Annotated in this window: 17 protein-coding genes; 14 read left to right on the plus strand and 3 right to left on the minus strand. The window is 64.2% G+C overall.

Annotated features, from left to right (window positions below; genetic code table 11):
- The first annotated feature begins 3 nt into the window (after window positions 1-3).
- The 4 genes from CH266_RS11965 to CH266_RS11980 all read left to right on the plus strand — a co-directional run bounded on the left by CH266_RS11965 (window position 4) and on the right by CH266_RS11980 (window position 7,383).
- Window positions 4-1,551, plus strand: a complete 1,548-nt coding sequence (locus CH266_RS11965; RefSeq protein ID WP_032370834.1) for a GMC family oxidoreductase — start codon at window positions 4-6, stop codon at window positions 1,549-1,551.
- The gene (locus tag CH266_RS11970; protein WP_094715341.1) at window positions 1,541-3,490 is read left to right on the plus strand and encodes a putative nucleotidyltransferase substrate binding domain-containing protein; all 1,950 of its coding nucleotides are present in this window, start codon (window positions 1,541-1,543) and stop codon (window positions 3,488-3,490) included. The genes CH266_RS11965 and CH266_RS11970 overlap by 11 nt, the downstream gene beginning before the upstream one ends.
- 24 nt (window positions 3,491-3,514) lie before the next feature.
- On the plus strand, window positions 3,515-6,193 hold the full coding sequence (locus tag CH266_RS11975; RefSeq protein WP_230591201.1) for an MGH1-like glycoside hydrolase domain-containing protein: 2,679 nt from the start codon (window positions 3,515-3,517) through the stop codon (window positions 6,191-6,193).
- Window positions 6,194-6,276: 83 nt separating this feature from the next.
- Window positions 6,277-7,383: an alcohol dehydrogenase catalytic domain-containing protein gene (locus tag CH266_RS11980; protein WP_094715342.1), complete on the plus strand. Its 1,107-nt coding sequence runs from the start codon at window positions 6,277-6,279 to the stop codon at window positions 7,381-7,383.
- Between the two features lie 3 nt (window positions 7,384-7,386).
- On the opposite strand, the gene CH266_RS11985 is transcribed toward CH266_RS11980, so the two are convergent.
- Window positions 7,387-8,175: an ABC transporter ATP-binding protein gene (locus CH266_RS11985; RefSeq protein WP_094715343.1), complete on the minus strand. Its 789-nt coding sequence runs from the start codon at window positions 8,173-8,175 to the stop codon at window positions 7,387-7,389.
- A gap of 93 nt (window positions 8,176-8,268) precedes the next feature.
- On the opposite strand from CH266_RS11985, the gene dapB reads away from it, so the two are divergent.
- The 4 genes from dapB to CH266_RS12005 are packed head-to-tail and all read left to right on the plus strand — an operon-like array spanning window position 8,269 to window position 10,875.
- The gene (gene dapB / locus CH266_RS11990; RefSeq protein WP_027496797.1) at window positions 8,269-9,027 is read left to right on the plus strand and encodes a 4-hydroxy-tetrahydrodipicolinate reductase; all 759 of its coding nucleotides are present in this window, start codon (window positions 8,269-8,271) and stop codon (window positions 9,025-9,027) included.
- Between the two features lie 50 nt (window positions 9,028-9,077).
- Window positions 9,078-9,497 carry a hypothetical protein gene (locus CH266_RS11995; RefSeq protein WP_063216903.1) on the plus strand — a complete coding sequence of 140 codons (420 nt, stop codon included), beginning with the start codon at window positions 9,078-9,080 and terminating at the stop codon, window positions 9,495-9,497.
- Window positions 9,498-9,502: 5 nt separating this feature from the next.
- Window positions 9,503-9,955 carry a flavodoxin family protein gene (locus CH266_RS12000; RefSeq protein ID WP_094715344.1) on the plus strand — a complete coding sequence of 151 codons (453 nt, stop codon included), beginning with the start codon at window positions 9,503-9,505 and terminating at the stop codon, window positions 9,953-9,955.
- Between the two features lie 17 nt (window positions 9,956-9,972).
- Window positions 9,973-10,875 (plus strand): alpha/beta hydrolase, encoded by a 903-nt coding sequence (locus tag CH266_RS12005; RefSeq protein WP_094715345.1) that lies wholly within the window; start codon window positions 9,973-9,975, stop codon window positions 10,873-10,875.
- A gap of 1 nt (window position 10,876) precedes the next feature.
- On the opposite strand, the gene CH266_RS12010 is transcribed toward CH266_RS12005, so the two are convergent.
- On the minus strand, window positions 10,877-11,296 hold the full coding sequence (locus CH266_RS12010) for a hypothetical protein (protein WP_176457075.1): 420 nt from the start codon (window positions 11,294-11,296) through the stop codon (window positions 10,877-10,879).
- A 170-nt stretch (window positions 11,297-11,466) separates the two neighbouring features.
- On the opposite strand from CH266_RS12010, the gene CH266_RS12015 reads away from it, so the two are divergent.
- Genes CH266_RS12015 through zwf form a run of 4 tightly spaced genes read left to right on the plus strand, consistent with a single transcriptional unit; the run spans window position 11,467 to window position 15,697 of the window.
- Window positions 11,467-12,837, plus strand: a complete 1,371-nt coding sequence (locus CH266_RS12015) for an OFA family MFS transporter (protein WP_027496813.1) — start codon at window positions 11,467-11,469, stop codon at window positions 12,835-12,837.
- A complete protein-coding gene (locus tag CH266_RS26115; protein ID WP_420030340.1) occupies window positions 12,834-12,950 on the plus strand; it encodes an MFS transporter small subunit in 117 nt (38 codons plus the stop codon). Before CH266_RS12015 ends, CH266_RS26115 begins: the two co-directional genes overlap by 4 nt.
- A 35-nt stretch (window positions 12,951-12,985) precedes the next feature.
- The gene (locus CH266_RS12020) at window positions 12,986-14,194 is read left to right on the plus strand and encodes a winged helix-turn-helix domain-containing protein (RefSeq protein ID WP_094715347.1); all 1,209 of its coding nucleotides are present in this window, start codon (window positions 12,986-12,988) and stop codon (window positions 14,192-14,194) included.
- A gap of 48 nt (window positions 14,195-14,242) precedes the next feature.
- On the plus strand, window positions 14,243-15,697 hold the full coding sequence (zwf, locus tag CH266_RS12025; RefSeq protein ID WP_027496815.1) for a glucose-6-phosphate dehydrogenase: 1,455 nt from the start codon (window positions 14,243-14,245) through the stop codon (window positions 15,695-15,697).
- Between the two features lie 30 nt (window positions 15,698-15,727).
- Here zwf and CH266_RS12030 read toward each other — a convergent pair whose 3' ends face one another.
- Window positions 15,728-16,204 carry a hypothetical protein gene (locus tag CH266_RS12030; RefSeq protein WP_032387275.1) on the minus strand — a complete coding sequence of 159 codons (477 nt, stop codon included), beginning with the start codon at window positions 16,202-16,204 and terminating at the stop codon, window positions 15,728-15,730.
- Between the two features lie 126 nt (window positions 16,205-16,330).
- Between CH266_RS12030 and thyX the strand changes: the two genes are divergently transcribed.
- Entirely contained in the window at window positions 16,331-17,110 is a 780-nt protein-coding gene (gene thyX, locus CH266_RS12035; protein ID WP_255175892.1) for an FAD-dependent thymidylate synthase, read from the plus strand.
- A 99-nt stretch (window positions 17,111-17,209) separates the two neighbouring features.
- On the plus strand, window positions 17,210-18,118 hold the full coding sequence (dapA, locus tag CH266_RS12040) for a 4-hydroxy-tetrahydrodipicolinate synthase (protein WP_027496818.1): 909 nt from the start codon (window positions 17,210-17,212) through the stop codon (window positions 18,116-18,118).
- The last annotated feature ends 15 nt before the right edge of the window (window positions 18,119-18,133 follow it).

The following is an 18,133-nucleotide window of genomic DNA, read 5'->3' on the forward strand; positions in this document are numbered from 1 at the left end:
GCAGTGACAGACACCCAGTTCGATTACGTCGTCGCAGGAGGTGGCACGGCGGGATGTGTGCTCGCCGCGCGACTGAGCGAGGATCCCTCCGTCAGCGTCTGCCTTGTCGAAGCAGGGCCGACCGATGTCGGTGACAAGGCAATTCTCGAACTCGTCGAGTGGATGCATCTGCTCGACTCCGGCTACGACTGGGACTACCCCGTCGAACCGCAGGAGCGCGGCAACAGCTTCATGCGACACGCACGGGCGAAAGTGCTCGGCGGCTGTTCGTCGCACAACTCCTGCATCGCATTTCACCCACCGGCCGAAACCCTCGACGACTGGGCCGCGGCCGGTGCGACGGGCTGGGGCGCGTCGGACATCCTGCCGTTCGTTGCGCGCGTGGAGAACAACGACACCGGCCGTGGACATGACGGCCCCGTTCGAATCCGCGACGTGCCGCCGAACGATCCATGCGGTGCAGCAGTGCTCGAATCGGCAGCCGGAGTCGGGCTTCCCACCGTTGCATTCAACCGCGGGACGCCGGTACTCAACGGTGCGGGCTGGTTTCAGATCAACGCGGGAGAAGACGGCTCGCGGATGTCGACCTCACATGCGTACCTGCATCCGATCATCGGCTCGCGGCCGAACCTGGAGGTGCGCACCGACTGCTGGATCAGCGAGATTCTGATCGACGAGTCGCTGACCGCGACGGGTGTGCGGTACCAACGCCCCGACCTGACCGGTTACGACACCGTGTCCGCGCGACGCGAAGTGATCGTCACCGCCGGTGCCATCGACACTCCGAAGTTGTTGATGCTCTCCGGAATCGGACCGGCGGCACAGCTGCAGGAGATGGGAATCACCGTTCGGGTCGATTCACCGGGAGTGGGAGAGAACCTCGACGACCACGTCGAGGGGCTGGTGTTCTGGGAGGCGAGCAAGCCCATGGTCACCACGTCCTCGCAGTGGTGGGAGATCGGCGTGTTCGCGCAGACCGACTCGTCGCTGAACTACCCGGACATCATGATGCACTACGGCAGCGTGCCGTTCGACATGAACACTCTCCGATGGGGTTATCCGACCACCGACAACGGGTTCTGTTTGACGCCCAACGTCACCCAGGGTCGTTCTAGGGGAACTGTTCGGTTGCGCAGCAGGGACTTTCGCGATCGCGCAAAGGTGGATCCGCGCTATTTCACCGACCCCGACGGCCACGACGACGCGGTGATGCTCGCCGGTCTGAAGCTGGCGCGCGCTATCGCCGCAGACGGTCCACTCGCGGGTTGGATCGAACGCGAACTCGCACCCGGGCCCGATGCCGTCACCGACGATGATCTGCTCGACTACGTGCACAAGACCCACAACACGGTCTATCACCCGGCAGGTACGGCGCGGATGGGATCGGTGGACGACACCATGGCCGTGCTCGATCCCGAGTTGCGCGTCAAGGGCATCTCGAACCTGCGCGTGGTCGACGCGTCGGCGATGCCGAAGCTGCCGTATGTCAATCCCAACATCACGGTCATGACCATGGCGGAAAAGTGCGCCGACCTGATCCGTGGCGGATAGATCGGAGCTTGCCGACTTCCTCGGCGCGCACCCACCGTTCCAAGGCGCGTCACCTGCGGTACTGACCGACATCGCCGGAGCAGCCGTCGAACTCGACTATGCCAGTGGCGCATGGGTTGTGGGCCCGACATCGAAGCTCGATGTGGCCGACACCGTGTGGGTGGTGCGTACCGGTCGAGTGGTGATCGTGCACTCCGACGACACCTCGCCCGCCGCCCTACCGATCGACACCATCGGTCCGGGCGGGGTCTTCGGTTTCTCGGCGTTGCTTGTCGGCGGGACGGTCGAATTCTGTGCGCGCGCAACCGAGCCGAGTACCGTTCTTCGGTTGCCCGGAGAGCTGATTCGACCGCTGTTCGCAACGCCGACCGGGCTGGCGTTTCTGGCCGACGCCGTCACCTCGGCCAGCACGCATCGAGGTGGGGCGGCCGAGGGTAGTGCCGGCCGCGCTGTCGGCGAACTGCTCTCGGCCCCACCGGTGTTCGTCTCCGTCGGCACCTCCGTCCGAAACGCAGTTCGGCACATGACCGAACAGGGCAGCTCGTACGTCCTGGTTCCGCTGCGAGGTTCGCGCTACGGAATATTCACCGACCGTGACCTCAGGGTGCGGGTGGTCGCCGCGGGAATCGGCGTCGACACCCCGGTCGAGCACGTCATGACGTCGCCCACAGAGACGGTCACCGCGGACCGGTTGGCCGGCACCGTCCTGATGGACATGCTCGAGCTGGGACTGCGGCACATGCCCGTCGTGTCCAGCCGAGGCGAGGTTCTCGGCGTCGTCGAGGACTCCGATCTGCATGCCGCGTCCACGCGTCGCAGCTTCGTGGTTCGTCGCGCGGTGACCTCGGCAACGACATCGGCCGAACTCGCCGACGCAGGAAGGCTCGTTCCGGGATTGGTGGCGGACCTGTTCCGGGGTGGGACCGACGCCCTGGCCGTCAGCGCGATTCTGTCCGTCGTGGTCGACAGCCTCGTTCGCCGAGCCGTGGAGATCGAATGGGCGGCGCGGCCCGAAGTACCGCGACACAATTTCGCCTGGATCACCCTGGGCAGCGTCGCCCGTCGGGAGGCGATGCCCTCCTCGGACGTCGACAGCGCTTTGACTTGGTCGGATACCACCGCCGACCCCTACGTGCGTGGACGATCGAACTCGGTGCCGAGAACTCGCGACGAAGTGCTGATGGGCCTGGCCGCTCGGGTACACGCGAGCCTCGACGGTGCCGGGTTGCCGTCCGACACCAACGGTGCGGTTGCGAGCTCGCCGAGATTCGCACGCTCGGCCGGGCAATGGGAAAGTGCCGCGGCCCACTGGCTCAGCAACCCCTTCGGCGATCGTGGCAAAGCAGGAACCTCTGGTCGTTCCGCAGGCTCCACTCCGGCTGGGGACTCCGGCCTCATCATGTCCTCGCTGATGATCGACGGCAGGGTGGTGTGGGGCCCGAGGGAGTTGAACACCGTTCCCGAGGCCTATCGCCGACTGCTGGTCGACAACCCCGATGCACTGCGGCTGCAACTTCGCGACGCCCTCGCCGGACGGGCCAGGCTGCGTTCGCTGCGCGACGTGCTGGCGCGGCGCGGCGGCACGTTCGACCTCAAGGCCCATGCACTGACTCCGATCGTCAATCTCGCTCGGTGGGGTGGACTGTCGGTCGGAATGGCCTCGGCCTCGACACCGGCGCGTCTGGCGGCCGCGTCGGGCAACGGGATGCTCTCCGAACGGGACGTCACCACGTTGACCGAGGTGTTCGCGCTGCTTCAACGGCTGCGGCTGTCACACCAGATCGATCAGATGACGGCAGGCCATCGGCCCGGCGATGTGCTGATCATGGCCGATCTCTCACCGCTCGAGCGCAGTCTGCTCACCGACGGCATCCGAGAGATCGCCGCGGTGCAACGCCGAGTCGGGTACCTCGCCGCCAATGTCGGCGTGCATCGCTGACCGGGAAGCACCAGACTGTGTGCCGTGACCACCAATCCCGTGAGCGTTCCCACCCCGTCCACCGTCGAACACAACCGTTTGGCGGAGTCACCAGGGGTCAGCGGGCCATGGCGTCAGTGGGGACCGTACCTGGCGGGACGGCAGTGGGGCACGGTGCGCGAGGACTACTCCGAGGACGGAAACGCGTGGGCGTCGTTTCCGTTCGATCAGGCGCACAAGCGTGCCTACCGCTGGGGTGAGGACGGAATCGGTGGAATCTGCGATCGATTCGGTTTCCTGAATTTCGCGTTCGCCCTGTGGAATCGCAAGGATCCGATTCTGAAGGAACGACTCTTCGGGTTGGCCAACGAGGAGGGGAATCACGGCGAGGACGTCAAGGAGTACTTCTGGGCGATCGACGGCACTCCGACGCACAGTTGGATGCAGTGGCTCTACCGCTACCCGCATGCGGAGTACCCGTACGCGCACCTGCGCGAGGAGAGTGCTCGACGCGGCCGAGACGACCGCGAATACGAATTGGCCGATACCGGGATCTTGGACGAGAACCGGTTCTTCGACGTCCAGGTCACGTATGCGAAGGCTTCGCCCGACGACATCTGCATCACGATCTCCATCACCAATCACGGACCCGAGGCGGCATCGGTCGATCTGCTGCCGCAACTGTGGCTGCGCAACACCTGGTCGTGGGGGCGCGACGATCGCGGTGGATCGCTCACCCAGCTGACCCGACCGGAACTTCTGGCCGGCGGCCTCGAGGCCGTTGCTGCCGATCACGGCTTTCTCGGTCGGTACTACCTCAGTGCCGAGGGATCGCCGTCAATGTTGTTCTGCGACAACGAAACCAATGCAGAGTCCTTGTGGGGGCAGGACAACCTGTCGAAGTACCCCAAGGACGGCATCGGCCGACATGTCGTCGACGGCGAACAGGGTGCGGTGAACCCCCAGCAGACCGGAACGAAGGCTGCATTCTGGTATAGATTCGACGACATCGACTCGGGCGCAACCGAATCGGTGCGACTGCGCTTGTCGCCCCATCGACCGGACGAGCAGACGTTCGGTGCGGGATTCGACGCGGTCACCGGTGACCGTCGTGCGGAGGCGGACGAGTTCTACGGCGCAGTGATCGGTGCGGACCTCACCGATGCCGATCGACACGTGGCGCGGCGGGCATATGCGGGGCTGTTGTGGACCAAGCAGCTCTACCGCTACGACGTCGAGCAGTGGATCGAGGGCGACAAGGTGGGAGCCCCGGCGCCGCACTCGCGTCAGGACCCCAAGGGCCGTAACGCCCATTGGCGTCACCTCGCACTGGCCGATGTGATTTCGATGCCCGACGAGTGGGAATATCCATGGTTCGCCGCCTGGGACTTGGCCTTTCACGCTATTCCTCTCGCACATGTGGACCCGGACTTCGCGAAGGAGCAGTTGGTCCTGATGTGCCGGGAATGGGCCATGCATCCCAACGGCCAACTGCCGGCCTACGAATGGGAGTTCGGCGACGTCAACCCTCCGGTCCACGCCTGGGCGGCCTGGCACGTCTATCGGATCGACGGGTACCGGGATCGCGAGTTCCTGGTCCGGGTGTTCACGAAGTTGCTGCTCAACTTCGCGTGGTGGGTCAATCGCAAGGATTCGGAGGGGTCGAACATCTTCGAGGGCGGGTTCCTTGGTATGGACAACATCGGATTGTTCAATCGCTCCGCTCCACTGCCGCCCGGTTTCCGTCTGGAACAGTCCGACGCCACGAGTTGGATGGCGTTCTACTGCCAGCAGATGTTCAAGATCGCACTCGAGCTCGCGCGCCACGACAGCGCCTGGGACGACGTCGCGACCAAGTTCTTCTCGCATTTCCTCTCGATCGCGAAGGCGGTCAACTCGTTCGGTTCGCAGCACATTTCGCTGTGGCACGAGGAAGACGGATTCTTCTACGACGTTCTCGTGCAACCCGAGGGCGACGCGGTACCGATGCGAGTGCGATCCATGGTCGGTCTGCTTCCCATTCTCGGGGCCACGGAAATTCCGCCCTGGGTCGAGGCGGAGTGCCCGGACCTCGCGGCGCGGCTGCGGTGGGTTCAGCACCGTCGGCCGGAAATGGTCTCACCGCTGCTGGCGCGTCGGGAAGGCAACGAGGTGCGCCTTCTGCTCACCCTCGTGCAGCCCGAACGTCTCAAGCGGATCCTCTCTCGCATGTTCGACTCGGAAGAGTTCTTGTCGGAGTTCGGTATTCGTTCCTTGTCGGCTTCGTACCGCGAGCCGGTCACGTTCGACGTCGACGGTCGAAGCCTGTCCATCGAGTACGAGCCGGGGGAGTCGCGCACCGGAATGTTCGGGGGTAACTCCAATTGGCGAGGGCCGGTGTGGTTCCCGGTGAACGTGCTGTTGGCGGACAAGCTGCGCGCCTACGGGCGCTACTACGGCGACTCGTTCACCATCGAAATTCCCACCGGCTCGGGAAACCATCGCACTCTCACCGATGCCGCAGACTTGATCGACAACGGCTTGGCAGGACTGTTCCGTCCGGTCGACGGCAAGCGGCCTGCCGACGGTCGGCGGATCGAGTCGAGTTCCGATCCACTGTGGAGTGAGCACCCGACCTTCAACGAATACTTCGACGGCGACACCGGCGAGGGACTCGGAGCAACACACCAAACCGGCTGGACGGCGTTGGTTGCGCACCTGCTCAGGCCACGTCTGCCGCTGTGAGGGCCTGCGGCCCATGTGAGTGGAACTTCGTAGTGGGCTACGAAGTTCCACGCACATGCGGCGCAGCCGCATAGTCTGGCGGGATGAAGATTCGCGGCGCTGTACTCGAAGAAATCGGCCGATCTCGTCCCTTCGCGGACTCGCATCCCATCACCGTCTCCGATCTCGAACTGGGCTCACCGGGTGACGGGGAACTGCTCGTCCGGATCGAAGCCGCCGGACTGTGCCACTCGGATCTGTCGGTGGTCGACGGTAATCGCGTTCGTCCGGTACCGATGTTGCTCGGCCACGAGGCCGCGGGCCGCGTCGAGGAAGTGGGCGCGGGCGTCGACGACATAGCAGTCGGAACCCGTGTGGTCATGACGTTCCTGCCGCGCTGCGGTGACTGCGCGGGGTGCGCCACCGACGGCCAGATGCCCTGCGTCGTGGGAAGCGCGTCGAACAATGCGGGCACGTTGCTCGGCGGAGACATCAAATTGCACCGCGACGGTGCCGAGATCAAGCATCACCTCGGAGTCTCCGGCTTCGCCACACACGCAGTGGTCAGTAGGAAGTCGGTGGTACCGGTCGACGACGACATCCCAGCCGACATCGCAGCGGTCCTCGGTTGTGCAGTGCTCACCGGCGGCGGCGCTGTCCTCAACGCCGGAACTCCGAAGCCAGGGCAGTCGGTGATGGTGGTCGGCCTCGGCGGAGTGGGCATGGCGGCCGTACTGACCGCGGTATCGATCGGTGCCGGTGAGGTCATCGGTGTCGACGGCGTCCCCGACAAGCTCGTCGCCGCAACCGATCTGGGTGCAACACAGGTCTATTCACCTGCAGATCTCGCTGAGAAGGGGATCAAGGCGGACATCGTCATCGAGGCAGCGGGCAACGCCCGTGCATTCGAAACTGCAGTCGCGGCAACGGCTCCCGGTGGAAAGACGATCACCGTGGGCCTGCCTGCTCCCGACGCCCGTTCGTCGATCTCACCTCTCGGTCTGGTAGCCGAGGCGCGCACGATCATCGGTAGTTACCTCGGCTCGGCCGTCCCGGCGCGCGACATTCCGACGTACGCCCAGATGTGGCGTGAGGGCCGACTGCCCGTCGAGAAGCTGATCTCCTCGCGCATCACGTTGGACGAGATCAACCGCGGCATGGACGAATTGGCCGACGGCAACGCCATCCGTCAGGTCATCGTTTTCGAATGACCGTCAGCGGTGGGCCGCGGTGGCCACCCACCGCCCGCGTCGGCGAGAGATCTCGATCGGATGGTCGAAGCACGTGCTGATGTTGTCCGTGGTCAGCACCGTGTCGACAGGCCCCTGAGCGTGCATGCGACCGTCGCGGATCAGCAACGCGTGGGTGGTCGAGGTGGGGATTTCCTCGAGATGGTGGGTGACCAGGATGCTGGCGAGCCCGGGATGTTCGGCACGCAGCGAGTCGAGCGCCGTCAGGAGTTGTTCGCGGGCAGCGAGATCGAGGCCGGTGGCGGGTTCGTCGAGTAGCAGCAGTGCCGGATCGGGCAGCAGTGCGCGAGCGATCAGTGCCCGGCCCCGCTCGCCCTGGGAGAGGGTGTGCCACGACGCGTCAACGCGGTGGGCAATTCCCAGCGACTCGACGAGCCGGTTGGCGCGAGCGACCTCGTCCTCGGTGGCCGACCACCTCGGGATCAGATCGGGCGTGTTGGTCAGTCCCGTCAGGACGACCTGGAGCAGAGTCAGCGGGGCCTCGATCTTCAGACGAGGATCGACGTGTCCGATGTGCGTGCGTAATTCGCGCATGTCCACGCGGCCCAGGCGGTGGCCCAGTACGTGCACCGCGCCCCGCGTGGGATGGACGACGGCTCCCAGCAAGCTGAGCAGGGTGCTCTTGCCGGCACCGTTGGCACCGAGCAACACCCAGTGCTCGCCCTCGTCGACCCGCACGGTCGCATCGCTGAGGAGATAGCGGCCGCCACGGACGAGATCGACGCGGTCGGCGAACAGAACGCTGGACTTCACCGACCGACCGTAGCTGCCGGTGTCGGGGGCCTGGAAGTAGGCTCGGTCTTCGGTAGGACGACAAGACGACGACGAAACGAGTGTGGGAACGACGTGAGTGCAACGGCACCTGTTCGAGTAGGGGTACTGGGGTCACGCGGCAAGGTCGGTCAGGCGATCTGCGCCGCAGTCGACGCAGCCGGCGATCTGGAGCTCGTGGCAACTGTCGACCAGGGCGATCCGCTGGCGAACTTCGTCGACAGCGGTGCGCAGGTGGTCGTGGATTTCACCCATCCCGATGTGGTCATGGACAACCTGCAGTTCTTGGTCGAGCACGGCATCCATGCTGTCGTCGGCACAACGGGTTTCGACGAGCAGCGGCTCGAGCAGGTTCGTGAGTGGTTGGCCGGATCGCCACAGACGGGTGTGTTGATTGCACCGAACTTCGCCATCGGAGCGGTGCTGTCGATGCGCTTCGCTCAGCAGGCAGCCCGATTCTTCGATTCCGTCGAGGTGATCGAGCTGCACCACCCGAACAAGGCAGATGCGCCCTCGGGGACCGCGTACCGTACCGCCGCGCTGATCGCCGAAGCGCGGGCGGCAGCGGGCACCCCGAAGAGTCCCGATGCGACGACGACGGAGCTCGACGGTGCTCGCGGAGCCGACGTGGACGGAGTGCGCGTGCACTCCATCAGACTGGCGGGACTCGTTGCGCACCAAGAGGTTCTGCTGGGGACACAGGGCGAGACGCTGAGCATCCGACACGACTCGCTGGACCGAACGTCCTTTGCGCCCGGCGTACTGCTCGGAGTCCGAGAGATCGCTGCCCGTCCGGGGCTGACCGTCGGCCTCGACCCGCTTCTGGATCTGTGAGCTGATCGACAGTGAACAAAGCGACCAAAGTCGTCGCCATCATTGCAGTGATGGTGTTGATCCTCGGCTTCTACTTCTTCCTGCTCGGACAGCGCGGAGTGACGTTGATCCAGAACGGCGGGGTGGCCAGTACTGCCCTGGGGATCGGGGTCATCCTGCTGCCGATCGTCGGGTTGTGGATCGTGTGGGCGACGCTCAAAGCAGGATTGGACCATCAGCGGCTGGCGTCGCGCATCCGAGAGGAAGGCCTCGAACTCGACGTCGACGATCTGCCGAGGAGGCCGTCGGGGCGCATCGAACGAGACGCGGCCGACGAACTCTTCCAACAGGTCAAGGCCGAATGGGAAAAAGATCCCGACAACTGGCGAAATTCGTATCGGCTGGCGCGGGCCTACGATTACGCGGGTGATCGCGGGCGAGCTCGCGAGACGATGAAACGTGCTGTGGCACTGGAACGTGCCGAAAGCTGACGGACATGGCGCGCACTCTGCTGATCGTTCGCCACACACCGAGCCCGCCGATGCGGGAACTGCTCGAATCGGTCCTCGCCGGAGCCCGTGACCCGGAGATCAGCGGTGTGGACGTGCGCAGTGTGCCTGCGCTCGGCGCGACAGTCCCGGATGTGCTTGCCGCCGATGGCTTTCTCTTCGGTACCCCGGCGAACTTCGGTTACATGAGCGGTGCCCCGAAACACTTCTTCGACACGGTCTACTACCCGTGTCTGGACGCCGTCGCTGGAAAGCCCTATGGCGCATGGATTCACGGCAACAACGACACCGTGGGTGCTGCACGCGGTGTCGAGACCATCGCGTCGGGCTGGGGATTGGAGAAGGTATTCGGCACCCTGCACCTCGCCGACGGAGGCAAGGCAGCTCGCGAACGCTGCTACGAACTGGGCGGCACGGTGTCGGCCGGACTGTCCGACTGACGGATAATATTTCGGCCATGGATTGCGACCGATACCTCCGTTTTCTTCCAGATCAGTATCGGACGGAGTTCGGCAGTCCCGAATCGACGTACTGGACGTGGCGCGACACGACTGTTCACGTGGCGCGCGCGGTCAGGCCCGAATCGAAGGTCCGAGTGATGGCTCTGCACGGAGCGGGCGGCTACTCGGGCCTGCTGTGGCCGTACGCCGCGATTGCAGCCCGTGAGGGATTCGAGGTGATGTGTCCCGACCTGCCCTTGTACGGAGACACTGTCGTCCCCGATCCATCGTCGGTTCGATACGGAGACTGGCTCGACCTTCTGTGCGACCTCGTCGTCGCGGAGAAGTCGATCGACAACCGCCCGTTGATTCTGCTCGGTGCAAGCATGGGCGGCATGCTCGCCTACGAGGTCGCACACCGGACGGGGTTGGTGGACAAGGTGATCGCCACGTGCCTGCTCGACCCTGCCGATGTACGTGCTCGTCGGGCTGCCGCCCGCTTCGCCATCCTCGGCGGACCCGCACCCCAGCTGCTGCGGGCGGTGTCATCGGTGGCGGGTCGGGTTCGTGTTCCAGTCAGGTGGATGGCCGACATGGCGAACATGAGTCTGAACTCCGAACTGTCGAACGTGTGCGCTGGAGACCCCAAAGGTGGAGGGGTCGCGGTTCCCGTCGGCTTTCTCGCCGACTTCTTCGGTTACACGCACACCCGGCCCGAAGAGTACGACGGCCCATCGGTCTTGCTGACCCATCCCGCCGAGGACCGATGGACGCCGTTGCAGGTCAGTATCCGATTCCTGCAACGCATCCGGGCAGATACCGAGATCGTGGTGCTTGACGGGTGCGGTCATCTGCCCGTGGAGGAACCCGGGTTGACGCAGCTGGCCGATTCGCTGAGGTCTGTTCTGAGAAGCTATTGAATCAGTCGGAATCGGCAGGGGAGTGGGGTCGCAGCACGTCGTCGGCTGGGATCGACAACGGAATTTCCAGAAGTCGTTCCGGCCAACTCGGGTACGCGGGTCTGATCCAGACACGGTTGTCGTCGAGCTGAGTCATCAACACCCGGCGCCACTGCCAATCGTCTTGCGGTGTCAGCAGATCGGTCTCGGGCTGCAACGGCAGTGGGGCTTTCGTCCAGTGCGGCAACGACAGGGAAGCCAGTCCGCGTTCCTCCAGGGCGGCAATCGCGTCCTCCAGCGACACACCCAGCGCAACAGTGATACCCACCGGATTGACGGCATCGACCAGGTATCCCTCGTCGTGTTCGTCGTACGGGGCCGATTCACCCGCGCTGTGTGCGACGGTCCATCCGATCACCTCGCCGTCCGAGGCTCGTTTCACCGGCAATCTGCTACGCCACCGCTCGACATCCACTCACTCGAGGATACGCGGCTCGATGTAGTGAGTTCGGTGAAGAAACTATGTCCGATTGTGAGCAGGCAGGGTCGTGCTCGTGTTTGACTGCAGGGGATAGTCGACATTTGTACCGCTCTCCATATCAAGGGATTTCGATGACCCTCCCCATTCTCGACCGCTCCAGAATCGTTGCCACGCCCGAGTGGAGTCGCTGGCTGATACCCCCGGCAGCCCTGTCTATACACCTGGCGATCGGATCTGCGTACGCCTGGAGCGTCTTCAAGAACGCCATCTCACAGCCCGACGCCCTGGGGCTCAGCGGAACGGTCACCGCCATACCGTTTCAGCTCGCCATCGTCATGCTGGGCCTGTCGGCCGCGATCTTCGGCACCAGAGTGGAGAAGAACGGCCCGCGTTGGGCGATGGCCGTTTCTCTTGTCTTCTTCGTATCGGGACTGCTCATTTCCGCACTCGGCATGGCACTCGGCCAGTTCTGGCTGGTGATCTTCGGATACGGCTTCATCGGCGGTATCGGCCTCGGAATCGGATATATCTCGCCCGTGTCGACGCTGATGAAGTGGTTCCCGGACCGGCCGGGAATGGCGACCGGTATCGCGATCATGGGCTTCGGCGGCGGTGCCCTGATCGCGTCACCTCTCACCAGCCAACTGATGGTGAACTTCGGCGGCTTCACCGATGGTTCGATCGCCAAGACGTTCCTCACCCTCGGCGTCGGGTACGCGGTGTTCATGGCGCTGGGAGTCGTGCTGATCAGAGTCCCGGCCGAGGGGTGGACACCGAAAGGCTGGACGCCTCCCGCGGCGTCGGCGATGATCTCGACGCACAACGTCTCCGCGGCCAACGCCGTCAAGACTCCGCAGTTCTGGCTCTTGTGGGTGGTGTTGTGCTTCAACGTCACTGCCGGCATCGGCATCCTCGAACGCGGCTCCGGGATCTACCAAGACTTCTTTCCGGACGCCACCTCCCCGGAATCGTTGGCCGCGGCGGCCGCTGGTTTCGTGGCGTTTCTGTCTCTGACCAACATGATCGGTCGCTTCGTCTGGTCCTCGGTCTCGGACGTGGTGGGTCGCAAGAACATCTATCGTCTGTACCTCGGTGTCGGCGCGCTCCTGTACCTGTACATCGCTCTGTTCACCAACACGAACAAGATTCTCTTCATGGTGTCGGCGCTGTTGATCCTGTCGTTCTACGGCGCGGGATTCGCAACCGTTCCGGCCTATCTCAAGGACCTCTTCGGTACGTACCAGGTGGGCGCAATCCACGGACGACTGCTCACCGCCTGGTCGGTGGCAGGTGTTCTGGGACCACTGATCGTCAACGCCATCGCCGACGCCGGCGAGGCGGGAACCACCGGCCGGTACCTCCCGGCCTTCTACGTGATGATCGGTTTGTTGGTCGTCGGGTTCCTGGCCAACGAAGCCATCAAACCGGTGGCGTCGAAATTCCATGAATCCGATTCGGCCGACGCCGCCGATTCGACGACCTCGACAGGAGCCAAGGCATGACCACCGCGCGAATGCAGGGAACGATGGTGATCGCATGGCTCTGGGTGTCCGTGCCGTTCGCCTACGGACTGTACGAGCTGATCCTCAAGGCCAAGAATCTCTTCAGCACCTGAACCACCGTGTCGGTGGATCGTGACAGGGTGGCCCGATGCGAGACATGAGCGCTGCCATGGCGCGCCGCACCGCCTTGGCCGCCCAAGGACTGGCGTCGACCCGATCGCGCACGCGCCCGGCGAGCAAGAGCGCGGTGCACGGAGCCATCGACACCACCGGGTTGTTGCAGATCGATTCGGTGTCGGTGGTGGTGCGCGCGCACTACGCGCCGGTGTTCAGTCGCGTCGGTGCCTACGACAGAAAAATCCTCGACGACGCCGCATGGACCGACACCACCCGACGCCCGAGGCGGTTGGTCGAATACTGGGCGCACGAGGCAGCGTTGCTCCCGGTGGAGGACTGGCCACTGATGCGGTGGCGCATGGAGTTGTACCGACACGGTCGATGGGGTGGAGCCGCCCGCATTCTCGATCGTGAACCCACACTGGTGGACGATGTTCTCGCTGTGATCGCAGAGCACGGCGCGGCCAGTGCGGGTGAGATCGAGAAGCATCTCGACGTCGAGAAGCCCGGGCGCAAGGGTCCCTGGTGGGATCGAAGCGACGTCAAGGTCGTCTGCGAGCAACTCTTCGCTGCTGGAGTGGTCAGCGTGCCGGCACGGTCCGGGTTCGTTCGGCAGTACGAGCTCAGCGAACGGGTGCTTCCCGAAACTGTTCTCCGCAGGCAGGTCGACGAAGCGGATGCGGTGCGGGTCCTGATCGAAAAGTCCTCTCGTGCACTGGGAGTCGGCACCGAGCCGGATCTTCGAGACTACTATCGGCTCTCCCAGAAGCAGTCCAAGGCCGCAATCGCCGACCTCGTGGAAGACGGCGTCCTGGAGCAGGTGTCCGTCCGAGGGTGGAACGCGCCGGCCTATGTGCACCGCGACGCCAGAACACCGAGGACTGCCACCGTCGCAACCCTGTTGTGCCCGTTCGATCCGATGATCTTCTATCGGCCGCGTGTGGAGAGAATCTTCGATTTCCACTATCGCATCGAGATATACACCCCGCAGCACAAGCGAATTCACGGGTACTACGTATTTCCCTTCCTGCTGGACGGCCATCTCGTGGCGCGCGTCGATCTCAAGTCCGTGCGGGCCAACTCGGAACTACACGTCATAGCGGCGTACGTCGAAGGCGACCGCGATCCACGCGACATCGCACCCCGGTTGCGCGACGTCCTGCACGAGATGGCGGAGTGGCTCGAACTCGAACGCGTGGTGGTGGGTACCCGAGGTGATCTCGTCGCTGCGCTGCGATGACATGATCCGGCGTGCGCTCGATCCGGATCGATGCCAGTATTTTCGAGCATGACCACTTTTCCGACAGGCATCGACACCGAACTTCCACCCCAGGTCGTCGTCCTGTTCGGGGCGACCGGAGATCTGGCCAAACGGAAATTGCTATCCGGGATGATGCATTTGGCGTTGTCCGAGCTGGCACCGAACATCCGCGTGGTGGGTACCTCGCTCGAGGAGATGTCCACCGACGAATTTCGAGCCCTTGCTCGCGAATCGATCAATGCGTACTCCAGCCGTAAAGTCGGCGACGAACAGTGGCGGCAGTTCGCGTCGCGGCTGACGTACGTCTCGCAGAAAGCCGGGCCGGCGGCGCTGGGTGCCGCGGTAGCCGAGGCCGAGATCGAACTCGGAGGCAACGCCAGGCGGTTGCACTACCTGTCGGTTCCGCCGAGAGCTGCACTGGCCGTGGTGGATACGCTCGCCTCCGCAGACCTGGTCAAGCGATCGCGCATCATCATGGAGAAGCCGTTCGGAACCGATCTGCAGAGCGCAATCGACCTGAACGCTCGCCTGCACGAGACCTTCGACGAAGAACAGATCTATCGAATCGATCACTTCCTCGGCAAGGAACCGGCGCAGAACATCCTGGCGTTCCGTTTCGCCAACGGGCTGTTCGAGCCGATCTGGAACCGCAACTTCATCGATCACGTTCAGATCGACATCCCGGAGGAGCTCGCCCTCGACGGTCGGGCCGGGTTCTACGAGTCCACCGGTGCGTACAAGGACATGGTCGTCACTCACCTGTTCCAGGTGCTCGCGTTCATGGCGATGGAACCGCCGACGGCACTCGAACCGCGTGCGATCGGTGAAGAGAAGAACAAGGTGTTTCGATCGATGGTCCCGCTGGACCCGAAAAATGTTGTGCGCGGACAATATACGGGCTACCGCTCGGAGGAAGGTGTCGCCCCCGATTCCGACACCGACACGTTCGTTGCGCTGAAATGCGAAATAGACAACTGGCGCTGGGCCGGTGTGCCGTTCTACCTCCGTAGCGGGAAACGTCTCGCCGAAGGCCAACGCATCATTTCGATAGCGTTCCGAGAGCCACCGAAGAGCATGTTCCCTGCCGGTTCGGGCGTCGGAGCGCAAGGTCCCGACCACCTCACCTTCGACCTGGCGGACGCATCCAAGGTGTCGCTGTCGTTCTACGGCAAGCGGCCCGGGCCCGGGATGCGGCTGGACAAACTGAGCATGCAGTTCGCCACACACGAAACCGAACGCGCCGGCGACGTGCTCGAGGCCTACGAGCGGTTGATCCTCGACGCCATGTACGGCGACCACACGCTGTTCACGACGGCAGAGGGTATCGAACGACTGTGGCAGGTATCGGAGCCGTTGCTGGCCGATCCACCGCCGGTGCGCCTGTACTCACCGGGGTCGTGGGGCCCCAACGCAATTCATCAACTCATCGCGCCGCATGCCTGGCGGCTGCCGTTCGAGCGACAGTGGAGAGAGAAGAAGTAGAGGCGCGTGAAGAAACAGGGGAGAGAGCCCTCAGTTGTTCCAACCGCGGTCCTTGCGCATCTGATCTCGTAGCGCGCCCTGAACTGCTTGGGAGAGCCACGAGTTCAGGGACACCCCGCTGTTGTTCGCTGCGTCCTCGGCTCGTTCCTTGATCTGCTCGACGAGTCGGAGCGTGACGCGTCGTACCTCGCCCGAGACGTCGTCCATGGTCGGATACTCCTCGGCAACAGGCTCTTTGGGCTCGCCGTCGTGGTCCGATGTCGAATCGTTCCGTCGAACGTCTGCGTGTGCCTGTCCACCGTCCAGGCGGACGACCACGGTTCGATCGCCCAGTTCGTTCGACACCTCGGCCGCGAAGTCCGACAGGGCGGTCAGCAGCATCAACCGCGCCGACGCTTCCGCGGTCTTGCCGAGGGCCTCGGCTGTCTGCCGGGTGTGTTCATCGCCCAACGCCGCCGCGGCCATCAAATCGGTGCGCAGCGTGTCGGTGTACTGGCTCAGTTCCATGACGCCAGTGTGACGTCACAGAAGGCGTCAGTCAAGGCGTCGGGTGATGTCAGGTCGACGTCACGACGGCGTCAGCGGTGGCGTCGTGCGCGGCAGGGTGCGGTCGTCGCCGTTTAGGGTTGGGCGGTGTCGTCAGAAATCAGAGGTCGAGCTGCGCCTCGAACAGTCGCGCTGAACGTGCAGTTGGTGGCCCGAACCGAGTTCGTCCCACCCGCCGACATCCCGTGGGAGACCGACGCGGACGGTGGGCAGGCGTTGGTGGAATTCGCAGGCAGAGCGTGTTACCAGAGTTGGTCTAAACCGAACCCTCGCACTGCGACCAATGCGTCGTATCTGCGTCATCTGCTCGACGTCGGACACCTGTCGGTGCTCGAGCACGCGAGCGTGAGCTTCTACATCACCGGTATCTCCCGGTCGTGCACACACGAGTTGATTCGGCATCGACATTTCTCGTACTCGCAGTTGTCGCAGCGCTTCGTACCCGAACACGATGCCAACGTGGTGCTTCCGCCGGCCGTGGAGGGCGATCCCGAGCTCGAGGCCCTGTTCGCATCGGCGACGGAGGCGAGTCGGGCCGCGTACAGCAAGTTGCTCGCTGCCCTCGACGGCAAACTGGAGTCGGTCACCAATGCTGCCTTGCGGGGCAAGCAGGCGCGGCAGGCCGCGAGATCGGTTCTGCCGAACGCGACCGAGACACGCGTGGTGGTGAGTGGTAACTATCGCGCCTGGCGGCATTTCGTGTCGATGCGGGCCTCGGAGCACGCGGACGTCGAAATCCGCCGCGTCGCCGTCGAATGTCTGCGTAAGCTCGTGGACGTGGCGCCCGACGTGTTCGGCGACTTCGAGATCACGACCCAGCCGGACGGGACGGAAGTCGCGCGCAGCCCCTTCGTCACCGAGGTCTAGGAATCGCGTTCGAGGCTCGAACGGACCGGCGCGGACCACCGGTGTCAGCGGGGAGTCCCGCTGCGTAGGAGTGGGTAAAGCACCGGGTAATCTGCTGCCATGACCTACGGTGACGCCGCTCCTTCCGTTGCGCCTGTGTTCGGTACGGTGCTCACCGCAATGGTGACCCCGTTCACTGCCGACGGGAAGTTGGATATCGACGCAGGCGTTCGGCTCGCGCATCATCTCGTCGAACAGGGAAACGACGGGCTGGTGCTGGCCGGGACGACGGGTGAGTCGCCCACCACCACCGAGAACGAGAAGCTCGAGCTGTTGCGCGCCGTGATCGCGGCTGTCGGACATCGGGCTCGAATCATCGCCGGGGCCGGGAGCAACGACACCGCACACAGCGTCGAACTGGCCCGTGATGCCGCTCGCGCCGGTGCGCACGGCCTGCTCGTGGTCACCCCGTACTACTCCAGGCCACCGCAGGCGGGCCTCTACGCCCACTTCACTGCGGTCGCCAACGCCACCGATCTGCCAGTGATGCTCTACGACATCCCGCCTCGATCGGTCGTCCCCATCGAGACCGAAACGCTGCGTCGGCTCGCCGAGCACCCCCGCATTCTTGCCGTCAAGGATGCGAAGGGCGATCTCAACGCCGGTGCCGAGCTGATCGCGTCGACCGGTCTGCAGTTCTACTCCGGCGACGACCCGCTGAACCTGCCCTGGCTCTCGGTCGGCGCCACCGGGTTCGTCAGCGTCATCGGGCACCTCGTTCCGGCCCGTCTGCGCGAACTCCACACCGCATTCATGATGGGCGACATCGCCCGCGCCCAAGCGATCAACGTCAGCCTCATCCCGGTCATCCGTTCGGTGGCACGCCTCGGCGGCGTCAGCGCATCGAAGGCAGGCCTGCGCCTCATCGGACTCGATGTCGGCGAACCACGACTTCCCCAGGTGCCACCGAGCATCGATCACATCGAATTGCTCGCAGCCGAGCTGCGGGCGGCAGGAGTTCTTGTATGACACGACCTAACCGAT

It is taken from the genome of Rhodococcus sp. 06-1474-1B (assembly GCF_002258885.1).
Taxonomy (GTDB): domain Bacteria; phylum Actinomycetota; class Actinomycetes; order Mycobacteriales; family Mycobacteriaceae; genus Rhodococcoides; species Rhodococcoides fascians.